The 20,406-nt window shown below is 35.7% G+C and carries 19 protein-coding genes and 1 tRNA gene; 8 read left to right on the top strand and 12 right to left on the bottom strand.

Translation table 11 applies throughout. The annotated features are described in order from the left end of the window. The 4 genes from ACP6PK_RS16240 to ACP6PK_RS16225 form a co-directional block, all read left to right on the top strand. A partial coding sequence (locus tag ACP6PK_RS16240) for an HNH endonuclease (protein WP_426560821.1) occupies positions 1-459 on the top strand: 459 nt, incomplete at its 5' end. Between the two features lie 134 nt (positions 460-593). Further along, the gene (locus ACP6PK_RS16235; RefSeq protein WP_426560819.1) at positions 594-845 is read left to right on the top strand and encodes a hypothetical protein; all 252 of its coding nucleotides are present in this window, start codon (positions 594-596) and stop codon (positions 843-845) included. 152 nt (positions 846-997) lie between these two features. Next, positions 998-1,071: transfer RNA gene (locus ACP6PK_RS16230), tRNA-Val, on the top strand. A gap of 120 nt (positions 1,072-1,191) precedes the next feature. Beyond that, positions 1,192-1,479 (top strand): hypothetical protein, encoded by a 288-nt coding sequence (locus tag ACP6PK_RS16225; RefSeq protein ID WP_426560817.1) that lies wholly within the window; start codon positions 1,192-1,194, stop codon positions 1,477-1,479. A gap of 17 nt (positions 1,480-1,496) precedes the next feature. On the opposite strand, the gene ACP6PK_RS16220 is transcribed toward ACP6PK_RS16225, so the two are convergent. From ACP6PK_RS16220 to cofG, 5 genes are all read right to left on the bottom strand, one after another. Beyond that, on the bottom strand, positions 1,497-1,622 hold the full coding sequence (locus ACP6PK_RS16220; RefSeq protein ID WP_426560815.1) for a hypothetical protein: 126 nt from the start codon (positions 1,620-1,622) through the stop codon (positions 1,497-1,499). 159 nt (positions 1,623-1,781) lie between these two features. Beyond that, complete coding sequence (locus tag ACP6PK_RS16215) at positions 1,782-2,270, bottom strand: BRO-N domain-containing protein (RefSeq protein ID WP_426560813.1); 489 nt, start codon at positions 2,268-2,270, stop codon at positions 1,782-1,784. Positions 2,271-3,010: 740 nt separating this feature from the next. After that, the gene (locus ACP6PK_RS16210; RefSeq protein WP_426560811.1) at positions 3,011-3,415 is read right to left on the bottom strand and encodes a hypothetical protein; all 405 of its coding nucleotides are present in this window, start codon (positions 3,413-3,415) and stop codon (positions 3,011-3,013) included. 170 nt (positions 3,416-3,585) lie between these two features. Then, positions 3,586-3,768 (bottom strand): hypothetical protein, encoded by a 183-nt coding sequence (locus ACP6PK_RS16205; protein ID WP_426560809.1) that lies wholly within the window; start codon positions 3,766-3,768, stop codon positions 3,586-3,588. Then, positions 3,761-4,723, bottom strand: a complete 963-nt coding sequence (gene cofG, locus ACP6PK_RS16200; protein ID WP_426560825.1) for a 7,8-didemethyl-8-hydroxy-5-deazariboflavin synthase subunit CofG — start codon at positions 4,721-4,723, stop codon at positions 3,761-3,763. Before cofG ends, ACP6PK_RS16205 begins: the two co-directional genes overlap by 8 nt. A 339-nt stretch (positions 4,724-5,062) precedes the next feature. Between cofG and psbA the strand changes: the two genes are divergently transcribed. Further along, positions 5,063-6,124, top strand: a complete 1,062-nt coding sequence (gene psbA / locus ACP6PK_RS16195) for a photosystem II q(b) protein (protein WP_426559649.1) — start codon at positions 5,063-5,065, stop codon at positions 6,122-6,124. Positions 6,125-6,639: 515 nt separating this feature from the next. Here the strand turns inward: psbA and ACP6PK_RS16190 are convergent. Next, positions 6,640-6,804: a hypothetical protein gene (locus ACP6PK_RS16190; protein WP_426560807.1), complete on the bottom strand. Its 165-nt coding sequence runs from the start codon at positions 6,802-6,804 to the stop codon at positions 6,640-6,642. A gap of 1,257 nt (positions 6,805-8,061) precedes the next feature. Here ACP6PK_RS16190 and ACP6PK_RS16185 point away from each other — a divergent pair. After that, positions 8,062-9,042 (top strand): ABC transporter ATP-binding protein, encoded by a 981-nt coding sequence (locus tag ACP6PK_RS16185; protein WP_426560805.1) that lies wholly within the window; start codon positions 8,062-8,064, stop codon positions 9,040-9,042. A 463-nt stretch (positions 9,043-9,505) separates the two neighbouring features. On the opposite strand, the gene ACP6PK_RS16180 is transcribed toward ACP6PK_RS16185, so the two are convergent. From ACP6PK_RS16180 to ACP6PK_RS16155, 6 genes are all read right to left on the bottom strand, one after another. Continuing rightward, on the bottom strand, positions 9,506-9,883 hold the full coding sequence (locus ACP6PK_RS16180) for a hypothetical protein (protein WP_426560803.1): 378 nt from the start codon (positions 9,881-9,883) through the stop codon (positions 9,506-9,508). Positions 9,884-10,117: 234 nt separating this feature from the next. After that, entirely contained in the window at positions 10,118-11,131 is a 1,014-nt protein-coding gene (locus ACP6PK_RS16175; RefSeq protein WP_426560801.1) for a DnaJ C-terminal domain-containing protein, read from the bottom strand. Between the two features lie 955 nt (positions 11,132-12,086). Further along, positions 12,087-12,548 carry an AAA family ATPase gene (locus tag ACP6PK_RS16170; protein ID WP_426560799.1) on the bottom strand — a complete coding sequence of 154 codons (462 nt, stop codon included), beginning with the start codon at positions 12,546-12,548 and terminating at the stop codon, positions 12,087-12,089. Between the two features lie 80 nt (positions 12,549-12,628). Then, entirely contained in the window at positions 12,629-13,915 is a 1,287-nt protein-coding gene (locus ACP6PK_RS16165; RefSeq protein ID WP_094675289.1) for a glucose-1-phosphate adenylyltransferase, read from the bottom strand. Positions 13,916-14,426: 511 nt separating this feature from the next. After that, a complete protein-coding gene (locus ACP6PK_RS16160; RefSeq protein ID WP_426560797.1) occupies positions 14,427-16,406 on the bottom strand; it encodes a pentapeptide repeat-containing protein in 1,980 nt (659 codons plus the stop codon). Positions 16,407-16,431: 25 nt separating this feature from the next. Then, entirely contained in the window at positions 16,432-17,112 is a 681-nt protein-coding gene (locus ACP6PK_RS16155; protein ID WP_426560795.1) for a hypothetical protein, read from the bottom strand. A gap of 162 nt (positions 17,113-17,274) precedes the next feature. Between ACP6PK_RS16155 and ACP6PK_RS16150 the strand changes: the two genes are divergently transcribed. Both ACP6PK_RS16150 and ACP6PK_RS16145 read left to right on the top strand, forming a co-directional pair. Further along, a complete protein-coding gene (locus ACP6PK_RS16150) occupies positions 17,275-18,756 on the top strand; it encodes a glycoside hydrolase family 13 protein (RefSeq protein WP_426560793.1) in 1,482 nt (493 codons plus the stop codon). A gap of 159 nt (positions 18,757-18,915) precedes the next feature. Next, entirely contained in the window at positions 18,916-20,283 is a 1,368-nt protein-coding gene (locus tag ACP6PK_RS16145; RefSeq protein WP_426560791.1) for an aromatic ring-hydroxylating dioxygenase subunit alpha, read from the top strand. Positions 20,284-20,406: the final 123 nt, after the last annotated feature.

Here is a 20,406-nt window from a genome sequence, read left to right as displayed (position 1 = left end):
AACATAAAAGGAACCAGGAACTGGGTACTTAACGATGGCGAATATATACTAAACCTACACTCAGATGTTCCTATTGTAAGACACATTAAAGTAAAAGGTAATAAATCCCCTTATGACGGCGATTGGACTTATTGGAGTAATAGAATCGGTAAATATCCAGGTGTAAGGAAAGAAGTCACAACGCTGTTAAGACGGCAAAAGAATAAATGCGCATTTTGTGGACTAACCTTTAGCCCGACTGACCTTATGGAAATTGACCATATAAAACCAAGGTCTAAAGGTGGTGACAACACATATAAAAATAAACAATTGTTACACCGACATTGCCACGACAGTAAAACGGCTTCAGACAAAAAGACATATCCAAAATTTAAACCCCAGGATTTACCTGATAATTATATATGGATTGACGATATGTTAACTCTGAAGCAGGATGTACCCATGACAAGGGACGTTTAAGAGAGGAGCCGTGATGAGGTGAAAGTCTCACGTCCGGTTCTGAAGACGAGTCGGGTAGGGTAACTTACCTGGCTTAGTTTAACACTAATGGTAAGCGTATGATAGCAGCAGGTTTAGAATTTGCTAGTTCAATTATGACTAAAAAATCATGGGCAGAAAATTTTATTAAACAGTGGGAAGAGGTTGAAGAAGCAGCTAAAAGTGTTGGATGTTTAGATAAGCTTCATATTTGGCCAGACCCAGAATTAAAAGGTTATGTAGAAGAAAAAAAATTAAATCATTGGTTATATCTGCCAACAATAGAAAAATGGCAGGAAGAAACAGTTTCTCAGACCAGGAAAAAATCTACAAAAACAAGATATAAAAAATTGGCTACTATAAGATGATACTCAAATTTAAACTGCATCACCTTTGACCAAAAAATTATAGCAGGACAAGCTTGTATTTCCTTCGTGACTAAGAGCCAAGTGATTATGAGAATTTTTTGTGTTGAGGGATTGCAAGTTTAGAGAAGGTGTGTTATTGTTATTAAATATTTGGACGTATAGCTCAGTTGGTTAGAGCGCCACGTTGACATCGTGGAGGTCACAGATTCGAGTTCTGTTACGTCCATTTCTCTCAAGATGTGGCGCTCTAGCAATCTAAGCCATACGTCTAAATTATTTTTGTGTCCCCTCTTTTTTGGCCTTTCTCGGTAAAGCACTTTATAGTGGCATCTGAGAGGTATCAATTTTGAAGCAGAAAAAAGGGGTTGTTAAGCGGGTTGGGAATGTCTCTGTTGAATATTACCATGGACATATCCGACTGAGGTGGACTTTTGAGGATAAGAGAAAGTCCCTTCAAATATGTCCGATAGATATGGTTGATGGTTTGCAGTTGGCAACAGCTAAGGCAAAAGAGATAGACTCAGACTTGGCTAGATATAAGTTAGGCTTCGGGGGTTATGATGAATCCTTGGCTAAGTATTCAAAAGTCTCACAGAAGGTGATGGGTGTTCTTTCAGGCCATGCTTATTCTTGATATTTACATCTGGTAAATTATTGCACAGGGAATTGTTGACTTAACTCCTGAACAGTTTGTTGAATCATACTCAACTTCTCGTCTATGGAAGCTAAAATTTCTTTCGGTTCAGTATCAATAGGTTCTTTTTCAACATACTGCACTGCTTCTTTTACCCAGTTACGAATACCTATAGGAGCAAATGTTTTGTAAGTATCTTTTGCTCTATCGTTGGATTTAGTGGCTTCAAAAGCATAATATTCAATGATTTTGGCTATTGTTAGGTCTGAAAACCTTGTACGACGTTTTATCCACTTCTCTATCTAGCCTAAATCTGCTTGTGTATACCAGCCGAGAAGTTGATAAACTTTATCTTCATTTGTTAAATCTTTTTTTAATTCCCAGCTTCCAGTACCACATAACTTAGCTGTAGCGTTGAAAGTAAAATAAGCCTTGCCATCTATTTCTCTATAATTAATCTCCTTCTGTATTGCTAGTACATAAAGCAACTCTTGAGAGGAGACACTTTTACTTTGAGCGACCGTCCTAATTGCAGGCAACATTTCTCTCACTACCCAACGTTTAAAATCTTTTTCTCCTACAGAGTTCATCATCAACTCGTGTAGCCCAAATTCCGAAGTGACAATAATTTCTTGTTCGTCGTTTAATTTATGGGTAATCTTGTCCTCATCACTCAACCTCCCATCAGATACTTTTAAAATGTCACAAATGTCCTCCACAACGAAATAAGGTTCGTCGTCGTCTCCAAAAATGACCCGCACTTTGTTTGAGTTAAAATTGTAAGTAAGCATGGGTTTTATTTATCAAATAGTTGGTGCATTGGAAAATTTCCTTAGCTAGCTATTTTTCCACATAATATCTACCTAATAAATATAAGCACCGCACAACAAGGAAGTTAGTCAGGAGTGGCTATCCTCTATCAATAACATCTCACTAGCACTTGTCATCTTATACTGTCATTTTATCTGGCACACCTTACCCTGCCGGGTAATATATATAGCAGTTTTCATTAATATAGAGTACAGAGATTTTTGCTTGAAGGTAGAAGGCAGAAGTTTTGTATTGAACATTTCCGCAAAACCCCGACAATTCCTTAATTTAATAATTCTGAATTCTAAATTATAAATTCTAAATTCATCAAAAGAAGTTTTGTAGTCTACCTTTATGAAAACAGCTATAAATCCCCATGGTATAGCTGTGACAGAATAAAGGTATTGCCTAGTCGGGGTTTCAGTGAATCATAGTAATTACTACTTATAGGTAATAGCGATCGCTCATACTAAAAAGTTATACACAAAAGCAAAGCCTTAAGGGGTACCTACAATTCAGGAACAATTGGCCTCAACTCCTGATTCATCTAAGTACCCCTTAGTATTAGTTAGTGGTATTAGTAGGAATTTTTCAATTCATATCACCCCTTAAAAATAGGTAAGATTCTAAAATAATTTCATCTTCCCACCTATCCATAATCAGCCAACCTTCCCAGCCTAGTGAAGCAACATAGGTTTGATAAAATGCCTTTCTTTTCTCTTCAATTGTGAGTGGTCTTGCGCCAAAAGCATCTAAAAAAGTCAGTCAAAGACATCTTTGTTAAGGCCATATTTAAGGCTATAGCCTCTTTTTTGCCTTTAGATGCAGCGTATATAATCATGCGAGAAAAGTCGTCTATACTGATTAGCTTACTAACCTGCTCACCTCCGTCAGAAGGTGTTACCACTTCTGAAACTAAACTCGTAAAACCAATTACTTGTAAAGCTTTAAAGGTGTTACCACTTCGGCTGATATTTCTAGATAACCAATTTTTAGCAAACCCTATTGCCTCAGATGCTGTTGTAATTGATACATAGTAAGACCCGTCCGGTAGTTCAAATCCTTCTACTTCAATCTCAGGGCAAAAGTTTATAATTGCCCGCTTTGCTTTTACTATTTCATTCATGCTAATATATTCTTGTAGGTTAGTAGTTGTAGCTTAATTATTTCCGTGTTTTATAGTTATTATTAAGCTACAACTTTTCGTATATTTTAACATAAGAAATTAGCCAAAAAATTATACAAAAAATCAATAGGAATTGATTTGAAAAAAATACTCCTGCCGATAAATAACACTCAGATTTCAGGAATTACTACTGAATCATCAGCACCCCAATAATGTTGTAGAATCATTTTCTCTGAAATACCAGTCATCTTTGCTGTAGTGGCAATATCTATATCAGTTTCCCTCAACACAAGGCTGATTAAACTATTTCTAAGGTTAGAGGAATTTATTTGGCAGAAATAAAGATTATCCATCTATTGACAATTTCAAACGCCATTTACTCACAATATTTTTTAAATTTATTGGCAACCAATCATCATATTTAGAATATACTGGTAATCTTTTAATTAACTGCCATTTTCCAGATTCTAAAACTTTTCCTAAAGCTTCATAGTGGAGGTGAGGATAATCAGGATTAACTTCATCTAATGGTCCGATACCTCCCAAGTCTCGCGCACCATTTTCCAAACAAGCTAATAATATTTCCGGTTTTGTAACCAAATTAGGAGGAATTTGTAGAGTAATACTTGGGGGTAAAATTTGACTAGCGATCGCTACAACTTCTGGTAATAAATTAATATCAAAACCTTCACCATTCCATATTTCTTGATTCCCAGGGCTATAGGGTTGTAAAATAACCTCTTGAATATGACCCCATTTTTTCTGCACATTAGTGATCGCCTCTAATGTTTCTTTCCATTCAGTTACAGTCTCTCCAATTCCTAACAATAAACCAGTAGTAAAAGGTATTTTTAATTCCCCCGCCCATTCTAATTGTTGTAACCGTAAATGTGGAATTTTACTCGGAGCATTTCTATGGACTGTTTCTAGTAATTTGGGCGTTATCTGCTCCAACATTAGTCCCATTGACACATTTACCTGTTTCAACTCCTTCATTTCTGCCATACTAAGTGGCCCAACATTAGTATGGGGCAAAAATCCTAAAGATATAGCTAGTTTACATAAGTCATAGATAAGTTGAAACCAAGCTTGTCTATATAGGCTTTTTGGGTGTACTTCACCACTTAAAATTAAAACTTCAATTATACCTTTATTCTTGAGAGATAATAATTTTTTTTCTGCTTCGGATAGACTCAGCCAAGCACTTGTCCCTGGTTCTGAGCGAAAATTACAATAGCTACAACGATTAAAACACTCATAAGTAGGAACTACTGTATAAGCTGGACTATAAGTAATAATTCTAGACATTAGGTGAAGCATTAAATTAGCCTGAGTTACAGAATTTTTCTTATGTGAGTCACCTACATTATCATTGATATGTTTTGATTTGAGTGTCCCTATTTTTTATTCCCCATAGCCGAAAGCAAAACTTTTGTCACTCATTCAACTGAAGAAAGGTTATATGTATTTTGTCTATATCATGGTTATTGATAAATAAAACTTATAACTAAGTTCAAAAACAATATTATTAAAACCCTTTACAAACCGAAATAAACTAGCTAAAGTATTAATAACGGTCAAGGAACACAGTCACCAACGACCGCCGTACCTCGAAAATTTCATACATACAGCAATCATACCAAACTTATGACTACAACCTTACAACAGCGTGAAAACGCCAACGTATGGGAAAAGTTCTGTAGCTGGGTAACAAGCACAGACAACCGTTTATACATCGGCTGGTTCGGTGTATTAATGATCCCTACTCTCTTAACAGCTACTATCTGCTACATTATCGCTTTCGTAGCAGCTCCTCCAGTAGACATCGATGGTATCCGCGAACCCGTCGCTGGTTCCCTACTATACGGAAACAACATCATTTCCGGTGCAGTAGTACCTTCCTCCAACGCAATTGGTCTACACTTCTACCCAATCTGGGAAGCAGCTAGCTTAGACGAGTGGCTCTACAACGGTGGCCCATACCAGCTAGTAATTTTCCACTTCCTCATTGGCGTATTCTGCTACATGGGTCGTGAGTGGGAACTATCCTACCGCTTAGGTATGCGTCCTTGGATCTGTGTTGCTTACTCTGCTCCTGTAGCAGCAGCAACAGCAGTATTCTTAATCTATCCAATCGGACAAGGTTCCTTCTCCGATGGAATGCCTTTAGGAATCTCCGGAACATTCAACTTCATGTTAGTGTTCCAAGCAGAGCACAACATCTTAATGCATCCATTCCACATGCTAGGAGTAGCAGGTGTATTTGGTGGTTCATTATTCAGTGCAATGCACGGAAGCTTGGTAACTTCTTCCTTAGTTCGTGAAACAACAGAAACTGAATCTCAGAACTACGGTTACAAATTCGGTCAAGAAGAAGAAACTTACAACATCGTAGCAGCTCACGGCTACTTCGGTCGTTTAATCTTCCAATATGCTTCATTCAACAACAGCCGTTCCTTGCACTTCTTCTTGGGTGCATGGCCAGTAGTAGGCATCTGGTTCACAGCATTAGGAATCAGCACAATGGCCTTCAACTTAAACGGTTTCAACTTCAACCAGTCCATCATCGATTCTAGTGGTCGTGTGGTCAACACTTGGGCAGACATCATCAACCGCGCTAACTTAGGTATGGAAGTAATGCACGAGCGTAACGCTCACAACTTCCCTCTAGACTTAGCTTCTGTTGAAGCTCCTGCTATCAAGGGTTAATTTATAACTGATTGATTAAAAAAAAGCTCTCCATTTGGAGGGCTTTTTTTTTATTTGTTTGATGCAAAATTTACAGCAATTTCACCAGGCGCGTGAGGTACAAAATTTTATTATTTTAGGACTTACGCGCCTGGTACTATATATAGAGTTCATAAACTATAACGATCTAGTTTTGAACTCTATATACATGGTCTCTGTCTAAGTTCTATATTTGTTAAAGGTTGGAAGTCTGGAGCGCTCTAGAGTGGCAGTTCAAGCATCCTGCTTCTGACAGGCTGGAAGCCTGAACTGCAAAGATAGAGATTAATCTTTAACTGTACCTCACGATCCTGAAAACTGCTGTAAGATAGCTTTCAGCAATTAACAATTAATAATTACCTCTGCCTTTTAAGGAGAGGATTGACCCACAAGGAAAAAAATTTATTTCCCTTGGTTGATTAGAGATGGCGAGGAAACCTCGCCATCTCTCGACCGCTTTTTCCCCTTGAAAGGGGAGGCTAATAAAGCTGAATTATTTAATTAATAATTATTCGGTAAGATAAAGGTCGGATAAATATAAAAATTACTAATAGAATTACAAAGCCAATATTTGTTAGTTGCACAGCTCTGGCATTAATATTTGCTTCTTTCACTAAAGAAGTAAATGCACAAAATGTAACATCTGCTCCAGGAGGTAGCACAGGTTGGGAGCCTGTTTCTACTACAAATGAGTCAGATTGTGCAGCTAAAGCAGTGCAGAAAATGAGCAGTTAGCAATAGGACTAATCAAAACTCTGACTGGTGCCTCTTCACGGTATGCAAGAGGCAATGCTGTTGTTAATATTGTCTGTCATAAGGATGGTAAGTATCTTAGGGTTGATATTATATGTTTTGGTACTTGTGTGAATGACACTTATGATATTCGTTTCCAGATAGAAAAAATGCTCAGAAATGGTTGGTAAGTCAAAGTTGAAATTCAAATTAAAATTCCAAAAAATCAAAAGTTTTTTAGAATTTGGTTTTTCCAACTCCTCAACTATTCTTACTTTTAAAGACTGTTTGTAAAATAAGTATTAAGCAAAAAGTTTCAGAACTCAATCAACTAGCTTGAATAAGGCAAGGGATTGAAATAACTCTACAGAGGGAGTAGGTGACTATTCATACTCAATCAGTTAGTTGTGAATTTCTTGATAACAAATAATTGTTTTTTTGCCTATTCCCTATTCCCTCCATACCAGTTAAGTGTTCCCTATCTTCTTTTTTTATATTTCCTGATACATTCAACCTCTTATATAACATATATAGGACTTACAACACAGAGACGATATATATAGCGTTAAAAACTATAGCGCTACAGTTTTTGAAGTCTATACATAGTGCCTTTGCGTAATCTAAAATCCAGTTGAACATTTGTCATCGCTATGATAGGAAGTAATATCCTCAACTCTTGAGATTACTATCCGTTCCGGAATGCTCCGCAAACCTTCCACTCCGTTCCAATCGCAATGACTTAGATATAGTAATTATCTGGGTTTTATACAAGTCCTGATATAATTCAACTACGAAATAAGACTTACATAAAAACACTATATCTAGTTAGTGGTAAATTAAAAAGGAATTACGCCCCAGACCATATATATAGAGTTTGAAACTATAGCGCTATAGTTTTTGTTCTCTATATATAGATAGTAAATTTTGTAAGTCTTATTAAAACTATAATACCTTAATAGATGTAGTGTTTAGAACTCAAAAATTGGTAAATTCTGTGTACAGCAGTTGTAATATGAGTAGACGACAGTAGGGATGTTCCATGGAACATCTCTAAAGAGTTCTGGTTATGACTTGAGGTTATCTATCTGAAATGCTATTAAAAAACTAGGCTTTCCGGGTTCTAGTCCAGAAGTGCTAATTCAATTTATGCTAAAAAATAAGATATTAAATATATAAACTGAATTTTTATGGAATCTACTGTCAATTTTCCCACTGAGGCAAAGACACCAGAAAAATTGCCAGTGATAGAAACTTCTAATTTAGGTAAATCATACCGCATTGGCTTTTGGATGAATCAAAAAATAGAGTCTCTTAAAAATTGTAATTTGACAGTTTATCAAGGGGAGACTTTTGGACTTTTGGGGCAGAATGGTGCAGGTAAAACTACCCTACTTAAAACTTTATTAGGAATTGTTCGCCCTACCTCTGGAGCGGGAATTTTATTAGGGAAACCAATAGGCGATCGCCCAGTTAAAGAAAAAATTGGCTACTTACCAGAAAATCCTTATTTTTATGACTATTTAACTGGATGGGAATTTCTGGAGTTTGTAGCAGGATTATTTCAAATACCAACATCAATACAAAAACAAAGAATTCCAGAGTTACTCGACTTAGTTGGATTATCTAAATCAACAGCTATTAGAAAACAACTACGTCAATATTCTAAAGGAATGTTGCAAAGAGTTGGCATGGCGCAAGCTTTGATTAATGACCCAGAATTAGTTTTTTTAGATGAACCTATGTCTGGTTTAGATCCAATGGGGCGTTATCAAATCAGAGAAATTATTGTCTCTCTTAAAGAACAAGGAAAGACTATTTTTTTTAATAGTCATGTTTTATCAGATGTGGAAAAAATTTGTGATAGGATAGCTATTCTTGCAGAAGGAGAATTAATTTGTATCGGTACTTTGGATGAAATATTAGGTACAAATGAAACCTATTATGTTAAGGGTAAAAGTGGTAATCTGGAAATACTTAAACAATGGATACCAGATTTAGAATTTGAGAATAATTTTTGGCAAGGTCATTTGCAGGGAGATCCTCAAGAATTTTTAGTTAGTCTGGGATTAATGAAAGCTACACTAATTACTATGAATATAGAAAGGTTTAGTCTGGAAGAGTATTTTATGCAGCAACTACGAGAAAGGGGAGTTTTTTCTAGTTATTAAAATTATCAAACAATGGAATAAATAAAAGAGTAAACCAATCTTTACTATACTATTTCTATTTTAGGTAAGCATTCAGGTATTACCCTTCACTTTTTCCTGCGGAATGCTACGCAAATAGCTTTTCCTTATTAATAATCCTATACCAAGTAATTAATAATAAAGATTAGATAATATGCTTTTATATAGAATCTGGATAATTAGTGATCGTATCACACTCGGAGTCAGGAGTCAGGAGTCAGGAGTCAGGAGTCAGGAGAAATAAAGAATTTGAATGACATGAATTTTAAAATTATTATTCAATAGAACATCTGTATTCAGAGAAAGTAATTTTGCGATTACTTTATAACCGGATTTTATATTAAAATAACTTTTAATTTTAGCTTCATTTTTCAACTCAGATTCTTCCTTCAAAAACAATAAGTTAATAGCTGAAAGCTAATAGCTGATAACTGAATGTTTACAATTATAGTTGCAACTCTTGTAATTTTGATTTATATTCTGGGCAAAAAGAAGTTACACCTGTAGCTATGACTTTACCTGTATAAAGAGCTGCCGTTTGTAATTGCTCTTGTGTTAAACCTAACTGAAGTAGTGATATAGCTGCCTGAGTTGAAAATTCTTGAACAGAATTACCTTTCTGTAGAAAAATACAAGCATTACGAGCTGTTTCTAATGCTTTTTTATCACCCATAATATTATGTATTTCTACCTCTGGTGGAGTTAATGAACTTTTTAATAAGTTTTCAAATGATTCTGCTTGAGCACGGCTAGATAATAATACGTTTAATATTACGGTTATGCTAATAGTTAAACTTTGATATATTTTGTTCCTTTTCATCATGTTGTTATTTTTTCAGAGAATAATTTCAAAAAAGTATAGATATTTATATCTAAAGTCAAAAGTCTTAAAATCGACTTTTGACTTGAAAATGACTGGGTATTATTAACTGAACTCAAAGAATAGCAAACAATAAATTATCCCAACCTTTTTACTCTATCTTTACTCTTGACTCCCTTACTTTTTCAATTTCTTCCCTACTCCCTACTCCCTACTCCCTATTCCCTATTCCCTAAACTAGAGAGATACATTTTTTAAATGATTGCGAGGGTCAAAAGTACGATTAGCTTTGATTTTTTCATAACATTCTCTTTCTAAAGAAGTAATATTTTTTGGAGCAGTAATAATAATTCTTACTAACTGGTCAGTACGTTCCCCTGATTTTGGTTTAGGCCATCCCTTGCCCCGTAACCGCAAAGATTGACCCGAACGAATACCAGCAGGAACATTAACATTAACTATGCCATCGGGAGTTGGCACTTCAATAGATGTACCCAATACAGCTTCATCAGGACTTATTGGCACTTCACAAAGTAAATTATCTCCCTCAAACTGGTAAAAGGAGTGAGACTGAATTTCTACCTTTAAATACAAATCTCCCCTTTGCTGAGTATATGGGTCTAATTGACCTCTACCCTTAACTCTAATTTTACTTCCCGATTTAACTCCAGGGGGAATTGAAACTTCTCCACCACCCACACGTTTTTGTGTTCCCCGAAAAGCTTCCGCAAAAGTCAGAGTAATGTCAGCTTCTAAATTTAGGGAAGTTGCTGACTTACGACCATCAAAACCAGAAGCACCATCAAATCCATTACCAAATCCTCCTGGCCAACCTGTATTTGTTTTGTAGGTGTAAGTTCGTCGTCCACCAGCATTACTACTACCAGGACTACCACTACGTCCCAATAAGGTATTGATAAAATCGTCAAAGCTGGCATACTGACTAAAGTCAAATCCACTAAAATCTACGGTACTACCACTTGTTCCACCAGGCCATCCACCACCACTAGAGCCTACCTGTTTCCAGTATTGACCAAATTGGTCATATTTTTTGCGTTTTTCTGGATCTGATAAAACTTCATAAGCTTCGTTAACTTCTTTGAAACTAGCTTCTGCTTTGCGATCGCCAGGGTTCATATCTGGGTGATATTTCCGAGCTAATTTACGGTAAGCTTTTTTTATTTCTTCTGCACTAGCACTTTTAGTTAAACCTAAGATTGAGTAATAATCTTTAAAATCAGTTTTAGCCATTTATTATCCTCCTTATCTGAATATTATATTTTTGAGCAACTACTTAATGTTAATATATGATTATTTTTAAGTTTACTAATAAGCTGTGATTGACATTTGAGAGATGAACATAAAGTTAAATATGTGAGAGATTATCTATAGTCAATCTTGGCAAAAGTGGAAAGTAATAAGATAGTTTTTAGTAGTAGAAAAAATGACACTCTAGTTTCAATTGATTTGGAAACACTATATTATATTATATTATATTATATTGACACCACTATTATAGTTTACTAGGCAATATGTAATATTTGTGACTGCGGTCTAATGGTTATAGTTTCTGTAGATATATATAGGTTTAAACCTATATATTGAGGTTTACGACACTTTTTATCTAAAAACTATCCCCTGATATTGGTGAGTAATCAAGCAGACTTGATATTAAGGTTTACTTCTTTACTTTACAAGTTATCAAAGATTAATATTTAGTCAAGTTCGGTTTTTCCTGAAATACTAATAGCAATTGCCGTACTCAATTTTTGAGTTATTAGTAACCAACTTGTTTGTTTCCCAGATTTTATACCATCTGGAAAAAAGATTGTCAGGGTAGAGACTTGGTTAGCAAAACCCTTTTTTCAGAACATTTAGCTAACTTTTTAAATTTTGGTATTAGTTATTTATAAAATTATTTTATTAAATTAATAATACCTTGGTTTTAATATAGCAATCCTCAATTCGTCGTGGCAGTTTTAATAATAGTTAAAAACAGCTGAAAACTTTGAAAATTATGACTTCTGAATCCTGATTCCTGACTCCTAAGTGCCACTAAAATATTGCAACCGATTAGAGGATTGCTATAGTAATTTATGTACTTAATTCAAACGAAATCTTCTAACTCCTCTATAAGTTCCATTTCTCCTAATTACTCCCTACTACCTACTCGCTATTTAGATAAAAATGTTATTTATGCAGTAATTCATGTAGTAATTCGTTTAAGTTCATCCAATCCTTCTTTACAACTTGGGGGAGCATCTGTTAACTGGCGGTACATTTTTATTATTACTTCTTCTGGCACCTGACGCTTTCGTTGTTTATTTCTTTGTAAGCATAATTCTAATGATTTGTCAAGCCATATACCAGTTATGTGGCTAAATCCAGTTTCTCTAGCAAGGTTAATCACTTCTTTTCGTCCCCCACGTTGGGCATTAGTAGCATCATATATGGCTAGAGATGTTTGGCTGACAGCTTCGTGAAACTGCTGCTGTACTTGCTGCCACACCTGTAGCCAAGGTCCCTGAATTGCTTCGTCACCAAATAATTGAGCACGGATAGCATCAGTAGAAACTAATTGACACTGAGGATATCTAGTAAGTATTTTCTTTGCTAGAGTAGATTTGCCACTAGCTGGTAGTCCGATCAGAATAATTAGTCTGGTCATAAATTAGCAATTAGTATTTAGTGATTAGCAGTATTTAGTCATAACTACTAACCAACTAAACTACTAATACTAAACATTTACTAAATTATTGTGCCATCTGGGATAATAGCATTTTTCAAGACAACAACAATACCACTGCGAATGATGAACCCTTCTTCCTCACGTTGGGCTTCTTCTATATGGTCTTTATTGATTATTTGGACATGGCGACCAATGCGGGCATTCTTATCAATAATTGCCCCACGAATAGTCGTTTCAGCACCAATACCTAATGGAACTTTACCCTGACTTAGGCCAGATTGGCGTTCAGCAAAAGGTTCATAAAAATCGGAACCCATCAGCAGAGAATCCTCAATTACACAGCCAGCTTCTACACGGGACCGGACTCCTAATACACAATGGTCAATCCGACATTGTTTCAAAATACAACCTTCTCCCACAATTGACTCTGTAATCTGGCAGTCCAAAAGTTTACTTGGAGGTAAGTAGCGGGAGCGAGTATAAATAGGAGCTTTTTCATCATAGAAGCTAAACGGAGGTTGAGGCTGTTGAGTCAAAGCCAAATTCGCTTCATAGAAAGACTTAATAGTTCCAATATCTTCCCAGTAACCTTCAAATGGATAAGCTTGAACATTGTAGTCTTTGGCGGAATTAGGTAGAATTTCCTTACCAAAATCTGGAGCTTGGGATTCTTCCAATAGTTTGACCATCACATCTTTATTAAAGACATAAATACCCATAGAAGCAATGTAGGGTTGTTCTTTAGCAACTTCTGGACTAACTCCTAAAACAGAGGTATCCACTGCCATAACTTTTAGGGCATCTCCTTTAGGTTTTTCACTAAATTCAATAATCCGACCAGAGTCATCAATTTTCATTAAGCCAAAGTCGGACGCCCGTGCTTCATCAATGGGTAAGACAGAAAGAGTAATATCTGCCTTTGTGTCAATATGGCGTTGGACAAACTCTCGGTAGTCCATACGGTAAAGATGGTCTCCTGAAAGAATTAGGTAATAATCAACGTCCCACTCTTTGAACAACCAGATATATTTACGGACAGCATCGGCTGTTCCTTGGAACCACTCTGGATTATCTTTAGTTTGTTGAGCTGCCAGAACTTCGACAAAACCTTCACTAAAACCAGGGAAATCATAGGCACGAGTAATATGACGGTTCAGAGAAGCGGAGTTGAATTGGGTCATAACATATATTTTCTGCATTTCTGAGTTGATGCAGTTACTGATAGGAATATCTATCAAACGATATTTCCCGGCTAGGGGTACTGCTGGTTTGGCCCGCAGCTTTGTTAATGGATAGAGACGGGTGCCTGCGCCACCACCTAGAATTATACTTAGTACGTTTTTCACGGTTGAACCTCACTGCCAATAATATTCACATTCTAAGTGTCCAACGGTTAGGGATCATTGGCAAGGGGTTAGATATTTAGATATAGTCAGGTTAAATTTTGGTTATGGGTTGGCGATCGCTGATTATCTTTATATTTAATAGGTTAAATACCCCACCATTTATTATTTATGATGCTGGAAATTCCTTGAGAATAATTTTTCCTTATTAGACCTGTGGTGGAAAAGAGGGAGTAGGGAGTAGGGAGTAGGAATTAGGGGGAAAGAATTGATAATTTCTACGGGATAATTGATTTTATTTTTGATTATCACGCCTAGGTCTATTAGAATCCGGTTGAACAATGAACAATGGTCATTGCGACGATAGGAAGCAATCTCGCGTCAGCCCTGAGATTGCTTCCTTCCACGGAGTGACCGTCGCAATGACTTAGGTAATAGTAATTACTCTGACTTTATATTATACCTTTTTCAATGTTCTTTTACAAATCCTACATACCACTAAAAATTAAAATTTTTATAAGCCAAGAAGTGTAGTGAGAGTTGGTAGATAATTTTTGAGAGTAGTTGCTAGTTTGCTAGCGTCTGTCATTGCTGCTGTTAAACCTTTAAGAGCATTCAAAGCCATTGAACAAAGTTTTAGGATACGTTCTCCTGGTGTTTTTTTAGCTTCTTCTGCTATGGTTTCTACAGCTTCAAGAGCTTGCTTTTTTTGAGCTTCTGAAAGTATAGAATCATCATTAATTGATTCTTGCAAGGCAGTTAAAATAGTTACTAAATCTTCGCCTTTTTCTGTTTTAATATCCTGAAGTTGTTGGATAGTGTTGTTAATCTGACCATTGAGGTTTACCAATGCCATACTTCCTGAATTTGTGAGAGTAACATCACTCAGATGAACATCTCCAGATGTGGTTTTATCTCCACTAATTAGATCGCCACTTACTGTAGGATTTTCATTTTTGTTTTCCATAATTTCTACCTTTTCTGAAGGGTTTAATAATATATTAGGTTTATGACCTTGAATTAATAATTCATGATAATAATTATTTGTAATGCTCTGATGAATTGCCGGTTTATCTGCGGTTGGTGAAACACCAATTTGTGCGAGAACTACATTCTCATCTTTTTGCTCTATTTTCCAGCGACTTTTATTGATTCCTTGATATTTATTTGCTGTTTTATCTAGAGCAGTACCTAGAGCTTGCCAACCACCAAAATCAAAATCGTGTAAAAGTACATCTACAGTTTCTTGAAGTTCATCTATCCATTTTTCAAATTCACCATCTTTAAATTCTCCACTGTCTGGTTTAGGTTCTAAAAAACCGTGTTTGCCTTGCTTTATATAAATTCTTTTACAGTCAACTTTATCAAAGCAAGTACGACTATTTATACTCCAATCTTCTATACAGGTTTCTGTTAGACTAGCTCCGGAAAAATTTACATCTAATACTTGAGCTTTAGATAAATTTGCTCCTTCTAAATTAGCATCTGTTAAGTCTGCACCGTTTAAGTTTGCTCCTATAAGAATAGCTTCTGCTAAATTAGCCCCTTTTAAGTTAGCACCACTAAGATTTGCTCCAGTATAATCTTTGCCAGTGCCATCTTCTGGATTTGTAAGTAGTTTTCTCACATGAGGATCTTCTAAAATTGTATCTTGCAGTCTAGATAATTCTAATCCTGTAACATTTTTAAAACTAGCGCCAGTTAATATAGCTTTTCTAAAATCTGTATGGGGTAAATGTGAATTATCAAAACAAGCATCTGTTAAATCAACACCGTAAAAAGATGTTCCACCTGTGGCAGATAAAAATATAGCTATTTTTTTTATCCATGCAAATTGTGGTGAACCTCTGATAGCTTTTCTACCAATAATATAACCTGTGAGAATTATAGTTATTATTAAAATGCTTATGGCAACTTTCTCTAGTGAAACTTTTTCATCCTTAGTTAAAAATATAGCTGCAAAGATGACACTAGCTAAAGTTAAAAATTGACTTAAAGTTCCACTGGTAGTATATACAGTAGTTATCAGTAATGCAATAATTGTTGTGCCTAAATATGCTAGAGTAATACTAAATCCAAGAAATGGCAGCGATTGAATTATTATATTAGTTATATTAGTTCCTTTTTCACTGACAAACCCGAATATATTGGGAACAACGGTCAATATAAAAATTATAGAAATTCCAACTTTTTTAAAACCATTAATTACTATATAATATAGGGAAAAAAGATAAGGTATTGAAGTCATTAAGATAGCTTCCTTTGTATTTATATTAAAATTACCTATCTTTTGTAACTCTCTCAAAATTTGACTGACCACAAAACCATAAATTAGAGGTATCAAACTTGATAAAATACCTACCAATATTCCCCATAGTGTTATTAGTAATTTATGGATGTTTTTATGTCCTGCTGATGCATTACTAAATTCTTTATTTTGAATACTACCCTTAAAAGTAATATTGCGAATATTCCTTGAGTCAAACTTATTCATTTACTTAATTCAGGGGTATTTTTGATTAACAACCAAATCCCACATATCTACACCATAAATCTCTGTATTGCCAAAATGAATGATACCTCTCGCTGTTATCGTCACTAATACTGTTATCGTCACTAATAAAAGATACGTCTATGTACTCATTTCTCAGAATCTCTATAAATTCTGCTGAAGTGCCTGTCTCTTTAATAAAGTGAGCTTCATTTTGATATTTTTTCTTGATATAAAAGTCTATGTCAAACTTAAATAGAGGTAAATCTACTTCTCTTTTCTTCAGAGTATCGATATTACAATCTAAAGCACTACAAATTTTGTCAAGTTGTTTCTTAGTAGATGGCTCTTTTAATTTTTCTTTACTTATAGGTTGAGTGCTATAAAAAGTTAATACTGATACATCTACTCCAGATTTTTGAGTCAACTCTTTCAACTTTTCAGATACATCACTATCTGGATACAACTCCTCTAGCCTGTATAATATCTTAAGTTGAATTGCTCCCTTTTCAATACTTTGTGGCTCATACTCATTATTAGAAATAATCATAGTTTTTGGCGCATCTTCACCCTCAAACCATCTTGTAGGAAATTCTTCTATCCAATCTTCTGTAGGGTTCTTTGGATAAGATTCAACTTTAACTTCTTCTATCGTACTATTTTGCTCCTTTAATTGTAGAGCTTTTTTTGTCAGTTTTAGCCATGTCATAATTACTTAACCCTCAGATTTTTTGAATTATTTATTGATAGTTATATAATTATTCATTCTAGAAAGCTTAAATATGGAAAAAAATAATATTGTTACATAATTTTACAACAAGTTCAATATCTGGTAACTTTGAGTAGAATAACTTAACTCAAAAGTTTATCTATGCAAATTCAAACACCAAAATGGGTAAAACACGCCGTATTTTACCAAATTTTTCCAGACCGTTTTGTTAAAGGTCAACCGCCGACTCAAACCAGAAAAGGAATAGACAAAGGTTGGTATCCCAGCATCCTAGAAGCTTGGCATGAGTCTCCCACTATTCAAGGTTACAAAGGAGGGAACCTCTGGGGTGTCATTGAAAAACTTGACTATCTTCAGGAACTTGGTATCACCGCCATTTACTTCACCCCAATTTTCCAATCAACCTGTAACCACCGCTATCATACCCATGACTATTATCGAGTCGATCCAATTTTAGGAGGCAATGAAGCTTTAAGGGTATTGATAGATGCTGCTCACGATCGCAATATTAAAGTAGTTCTTGACGGAGTTTTCAACCACGCTAGTCGTGGTTTCTATTTCTTTAATGACATCTTGGAAAACGGTCCTTACTCTCCCTGGTTACATTGGTTCAAAATAGAAGATTGGCCTCTGTCTGCTTATGATGGTAGTTTGCCTGCTAATTATGTGGGTTGGGTAGGCAACCGTGCTTTACCTGTATTCAATCACGATAACCTAGAAGTGAAAGAATACATTATGGAAATTGGGGAATATTGGTTAGAATTTGGCATTGATGGTTGGCGGTTAGATGTACCGTTTGAGGTGAGGACTCCTGGGTTTTGGCAAGAGTTTCGCGATCGCGTCAAAGCTATTAACCCAGAAGCGTATATTGTGGGTGAAGTTTGGAGTGACTGTGTACAATGGTTAGATGGAACTCAGTTTGATGGCGTGATGAATTATTTGTTTACTGGTCCGACTATTGCTTTTACCGCAGGCGATCGCGTAGATATTGAGCAAGTTAAAGGCCGTGACTATGAAGCTTATCCAGCGATATCTGCTGTTGAATACGGTCAGAAAATGCAGGAGTTGTTGCAACTTTATCCTTGGGAAATTCAATTAACTCAACTCAATTTATTAGATAGTCACGATACAGCTAGAGTTTTGAGTATTGCTCAAGGGGATCAAGCAAGTGTTGAGCTAGCTACTTTATTATTGATGACTTTTCCTGGCGCACCAAGTATTTATTATGGTGATGAAGTAGGTTTACCAGGGAAGTTAGATCCTGACTCTCGTCGTGGTTTTCCTAATAATGAAGAATGGGATAATCAAGTTCTGGAATATCATAAACAGTTAATTGCTATTCGAAATGAATATTCTGCTTTGCGGACTGGTCGTTATAAGGTTTTGTTTGCTGAGGGAAATGTTTATGTATTTGCTCGTATTTTAGGGGATGAAGAACTTATTGTCGGTGTTAATATTGGTATAGAAGCAGCAAAATTCAATGTCAATGCTAGTAAGCTGAAATCTCAACCCAATAAAATTGTTTATGGTAGTTGTCATATATCTTGGCAAGGAGAAAATGAAGCTAGTAAATTAGAGTTAGATTTACCTGCAAGAAAAGGTTGTATTTTGGTCAAAAATTAATCTTGCTTGAACACAAACTTGATAATGACAAAATAGTTGATTTTTATTTTAGAAGGGAGGGCTATTTTATGGATTATTTATATCAACTCCCCCCCTTTATTAAACCAAACAAACATGATAGACTAATTCAGAAATATCATAACAAAAAATTGGATTATTATGACAATAGCACCCAATATTCCAGAAGAAATATCGCCATCCACTGATACCTTACTAACTTCAGAAACAGACCAAGAATTTAATTGGAGAAATTGTTGGTATCCAGTCACATTTATTCAAGACTTACCCACAAAACGTCCTTACAGTTTTTCCTTGTATGATGAACCCTTAGTTTTGTTCAGAAATAAAGATGGTAAGCTAATTTGCCTTGCAGACCTTTGCCCCCATCGTGCAGCTAAACTATCAGAAGGACAAATAATTGACGGCAAAATAGAATGTTTGTACCACGGTTGGCAGTTTGGCAGTCAGGGAGAATGTTTGCATATTCCCCAGTTGCCAGCAGATGCGAAAATTCCGGCAAAAGCTTGCATAAAATCATTTCTTATAGCAGAAAAACAAGGCATAGTCTGGATGTGGGCTGGGGAAGCAAACGTAGCTGATGAAAAACTAATCCCCACTGTGGCAGACTTAGACAACCCTACAGTCGTTAGTTCAGACTATATGATCGACCTACCTTACGATCAAACCTACTTTATTGAAAATGCTATCGATCCATCTCACCTATATATTAGCCATGAAGCTACTCTGAATAGTCGTCAACAAGCTCAACCTTTGGAAATGGAAGTTATAGAAACTTCTGCTCGTGGAATTAGAGGCAGATATCGGAAAACAAGACAACAGACTCAAAACTGGATGCAGCTTAATTTTATTGCCCCCAATTTAATTACATACAGAGGTGCAACTACCTCAGAAAAATCACAACGGGTAGGTGGAGCGGCACTTTATTCACTGCCTACAGGAAAGGGAAAATGCCGAATTATCATCAGAAATTATACTAACTCTCCCAGTTGGAAACTTAAGTGGCAACCACGCTGGATGGAACATTGGTATCGAGATAAGTTTTTGGAAGAAGATTTACCTCTAGTAGTTGGTCAGCAGGCAGCAGTACAAAGGTTAGGGCAAAGTTTAAGTTCTCTATATTTGCCGTTGAAAACTTCCGATCTATTAGTAGTTGAGTATCGTAAATGGTTGGATAAATACGGAGAATGTTTACCATATTATCTAGGTTACAACACTAAGTCACTTCCAGACCAAGAAAACTTACCAGTTAATCAAGAACCACCAGCTTTAGATCGCTTCTCACGACATACTCAAATTTGTAGTTCTTGTAGTCGCGCCCATAAAACAGCTATTCGTTTCAAGCAAATATTTGTGGGAGTGGCGATCGCTCTTGCTGCTGTAGCGATAATAACAGAAGATTTTGGTATTAAATTATTGCTTGTTGCTTTTGCTCTATGTAGTGTGGGGTTAGCAGTTGTTGCTGAGAAGTTCAAGATTAGGTTTGAACGTGCTTATACTAGGCATTAATATAAGTACATATTTTCCCAAGTCTAATATCATGTCTAATTGAATAGTTATAAGTGGATAAATATTCAGGTAAATAAATTGTGTGTGGTCCACTATAATTATGTTTATGTAGGATAAAAGGTT

The sequence above is a fragment of the Dapis hubbardiae BLCC-M172 genome, from assembly GCF_050016015.1.
Lineage (GTDB): Bacteria > Cyanobacteriota > Cyanobacteriia > Cyanobacteriales > Microcoleaceae > Trichodesmium.
The sequence above is the reverse complement of the archived record's forward strand: the minus strand, read 5'-3'. Positions and strand labels throughout refer to the sequence as shown.

Excerpts from the sequence above, each read along its gene's own strand:
- ACP6PK_RS16235 (WP_426560819.1), top strand. The coding sequence starts at position 594 with ATGACTAAAAAATCATGGGCAGAAAATTTTATTAAACAGTGGGAAGAG.
- ACP6PK_RS16215 (WP_426560813.1), bottom strand. The coding sequence starts at position 2,270 with ATGCTTACTTACAATTTTAACTCAAACAAAGTGCGGGTCATTTTTGGA.
- ACP6PK_RS16210 (WP_426560811.1), bottom strand. The coding sequence starts at position 3,415 with ATGAATGAAATAGTAAAAGCAAAGCGGGCAATTATAAACTTTTGCCCT.
- ACP6PK_RS16205 (WP_426560809.1), bottom strand. The coding sequence starts at position 3,768 with ATGGATAATCTTTATTTCTGCCAAATAAATTCCTCTAACCTTAGAAAT.
- cofG (WP_426560825.1), bottom strand. The coding sequence starts at position 4,723 with ATGTCTAGAATTATTACTTATAGTCCAGCTTATACAGTAGTTCCTACT.
- psbA (WP_426559649.1), top strand. The coding sequence starts at position 5,063 with ATGACTACAACCTTACAACAGCGTGAAAACGCCAACGTATGGGAAAAG.
- ACP6PK_RS16185 (WP_426560805.1), top strand. The coding sequence starts at position 8,062 with ATGGAATCTACTGTCAATTTTCCCACTGAGGCAAAGACACCAGAAAAA.
- ACP6PK_RS16180 (WP_426560803.1), bottom strand. The coding sequence starts at position 9,883 with ATGATGAAAAGGAACAAAATATATCAAAGTTTAACTATTAGCATAACC.
- ACP6PK_RS16175 (WP_426560801.1), bottom strand. The coding sequence starts at position 11,131 with ATGGCTAAAACTGATTTTAAAGATTATTACTCAATCTTAGGTTTAACT.
- ACP6PK_RS16170 (WP_426560799.1), bottom strand. The coding sequence starts at position 12,548 with ATGACCAGACTAATTATTCTGATCGGACTACCAGCTAGTGGCAAATCT.
- ACP6PK_RS16160 (WP_426560797.1), bottom strand. The coding sequence starts at position 16,406 with ATGAATAAGTTTGACTCAAGGAATATTCGCAATATTACTTTTAAGGGT.
- ACP6PK_RS16155 (WP_426560795.1), bottom strand. The coding sequence starts at position 17,112 with ATGACATGGCTAAAACTGACAAAAAAAGCTCTACAATTAAAGGAGCAA.
- ACP6PK_RS16150 (WP_426560793.1), top strand. The coding sequence starts at position 17,275 with ATGCAAATTCAAACACCAAAATGGGTAAAACACGCCGTATTTTACCAA.
- ACP6PK_RS16145 (WP_426560791.1), top strand. The coding sequence starts at position 18,916 with ATGACAATAGCACCCAATATTCCAGAAGAAATATCGCCATCCACTGAT.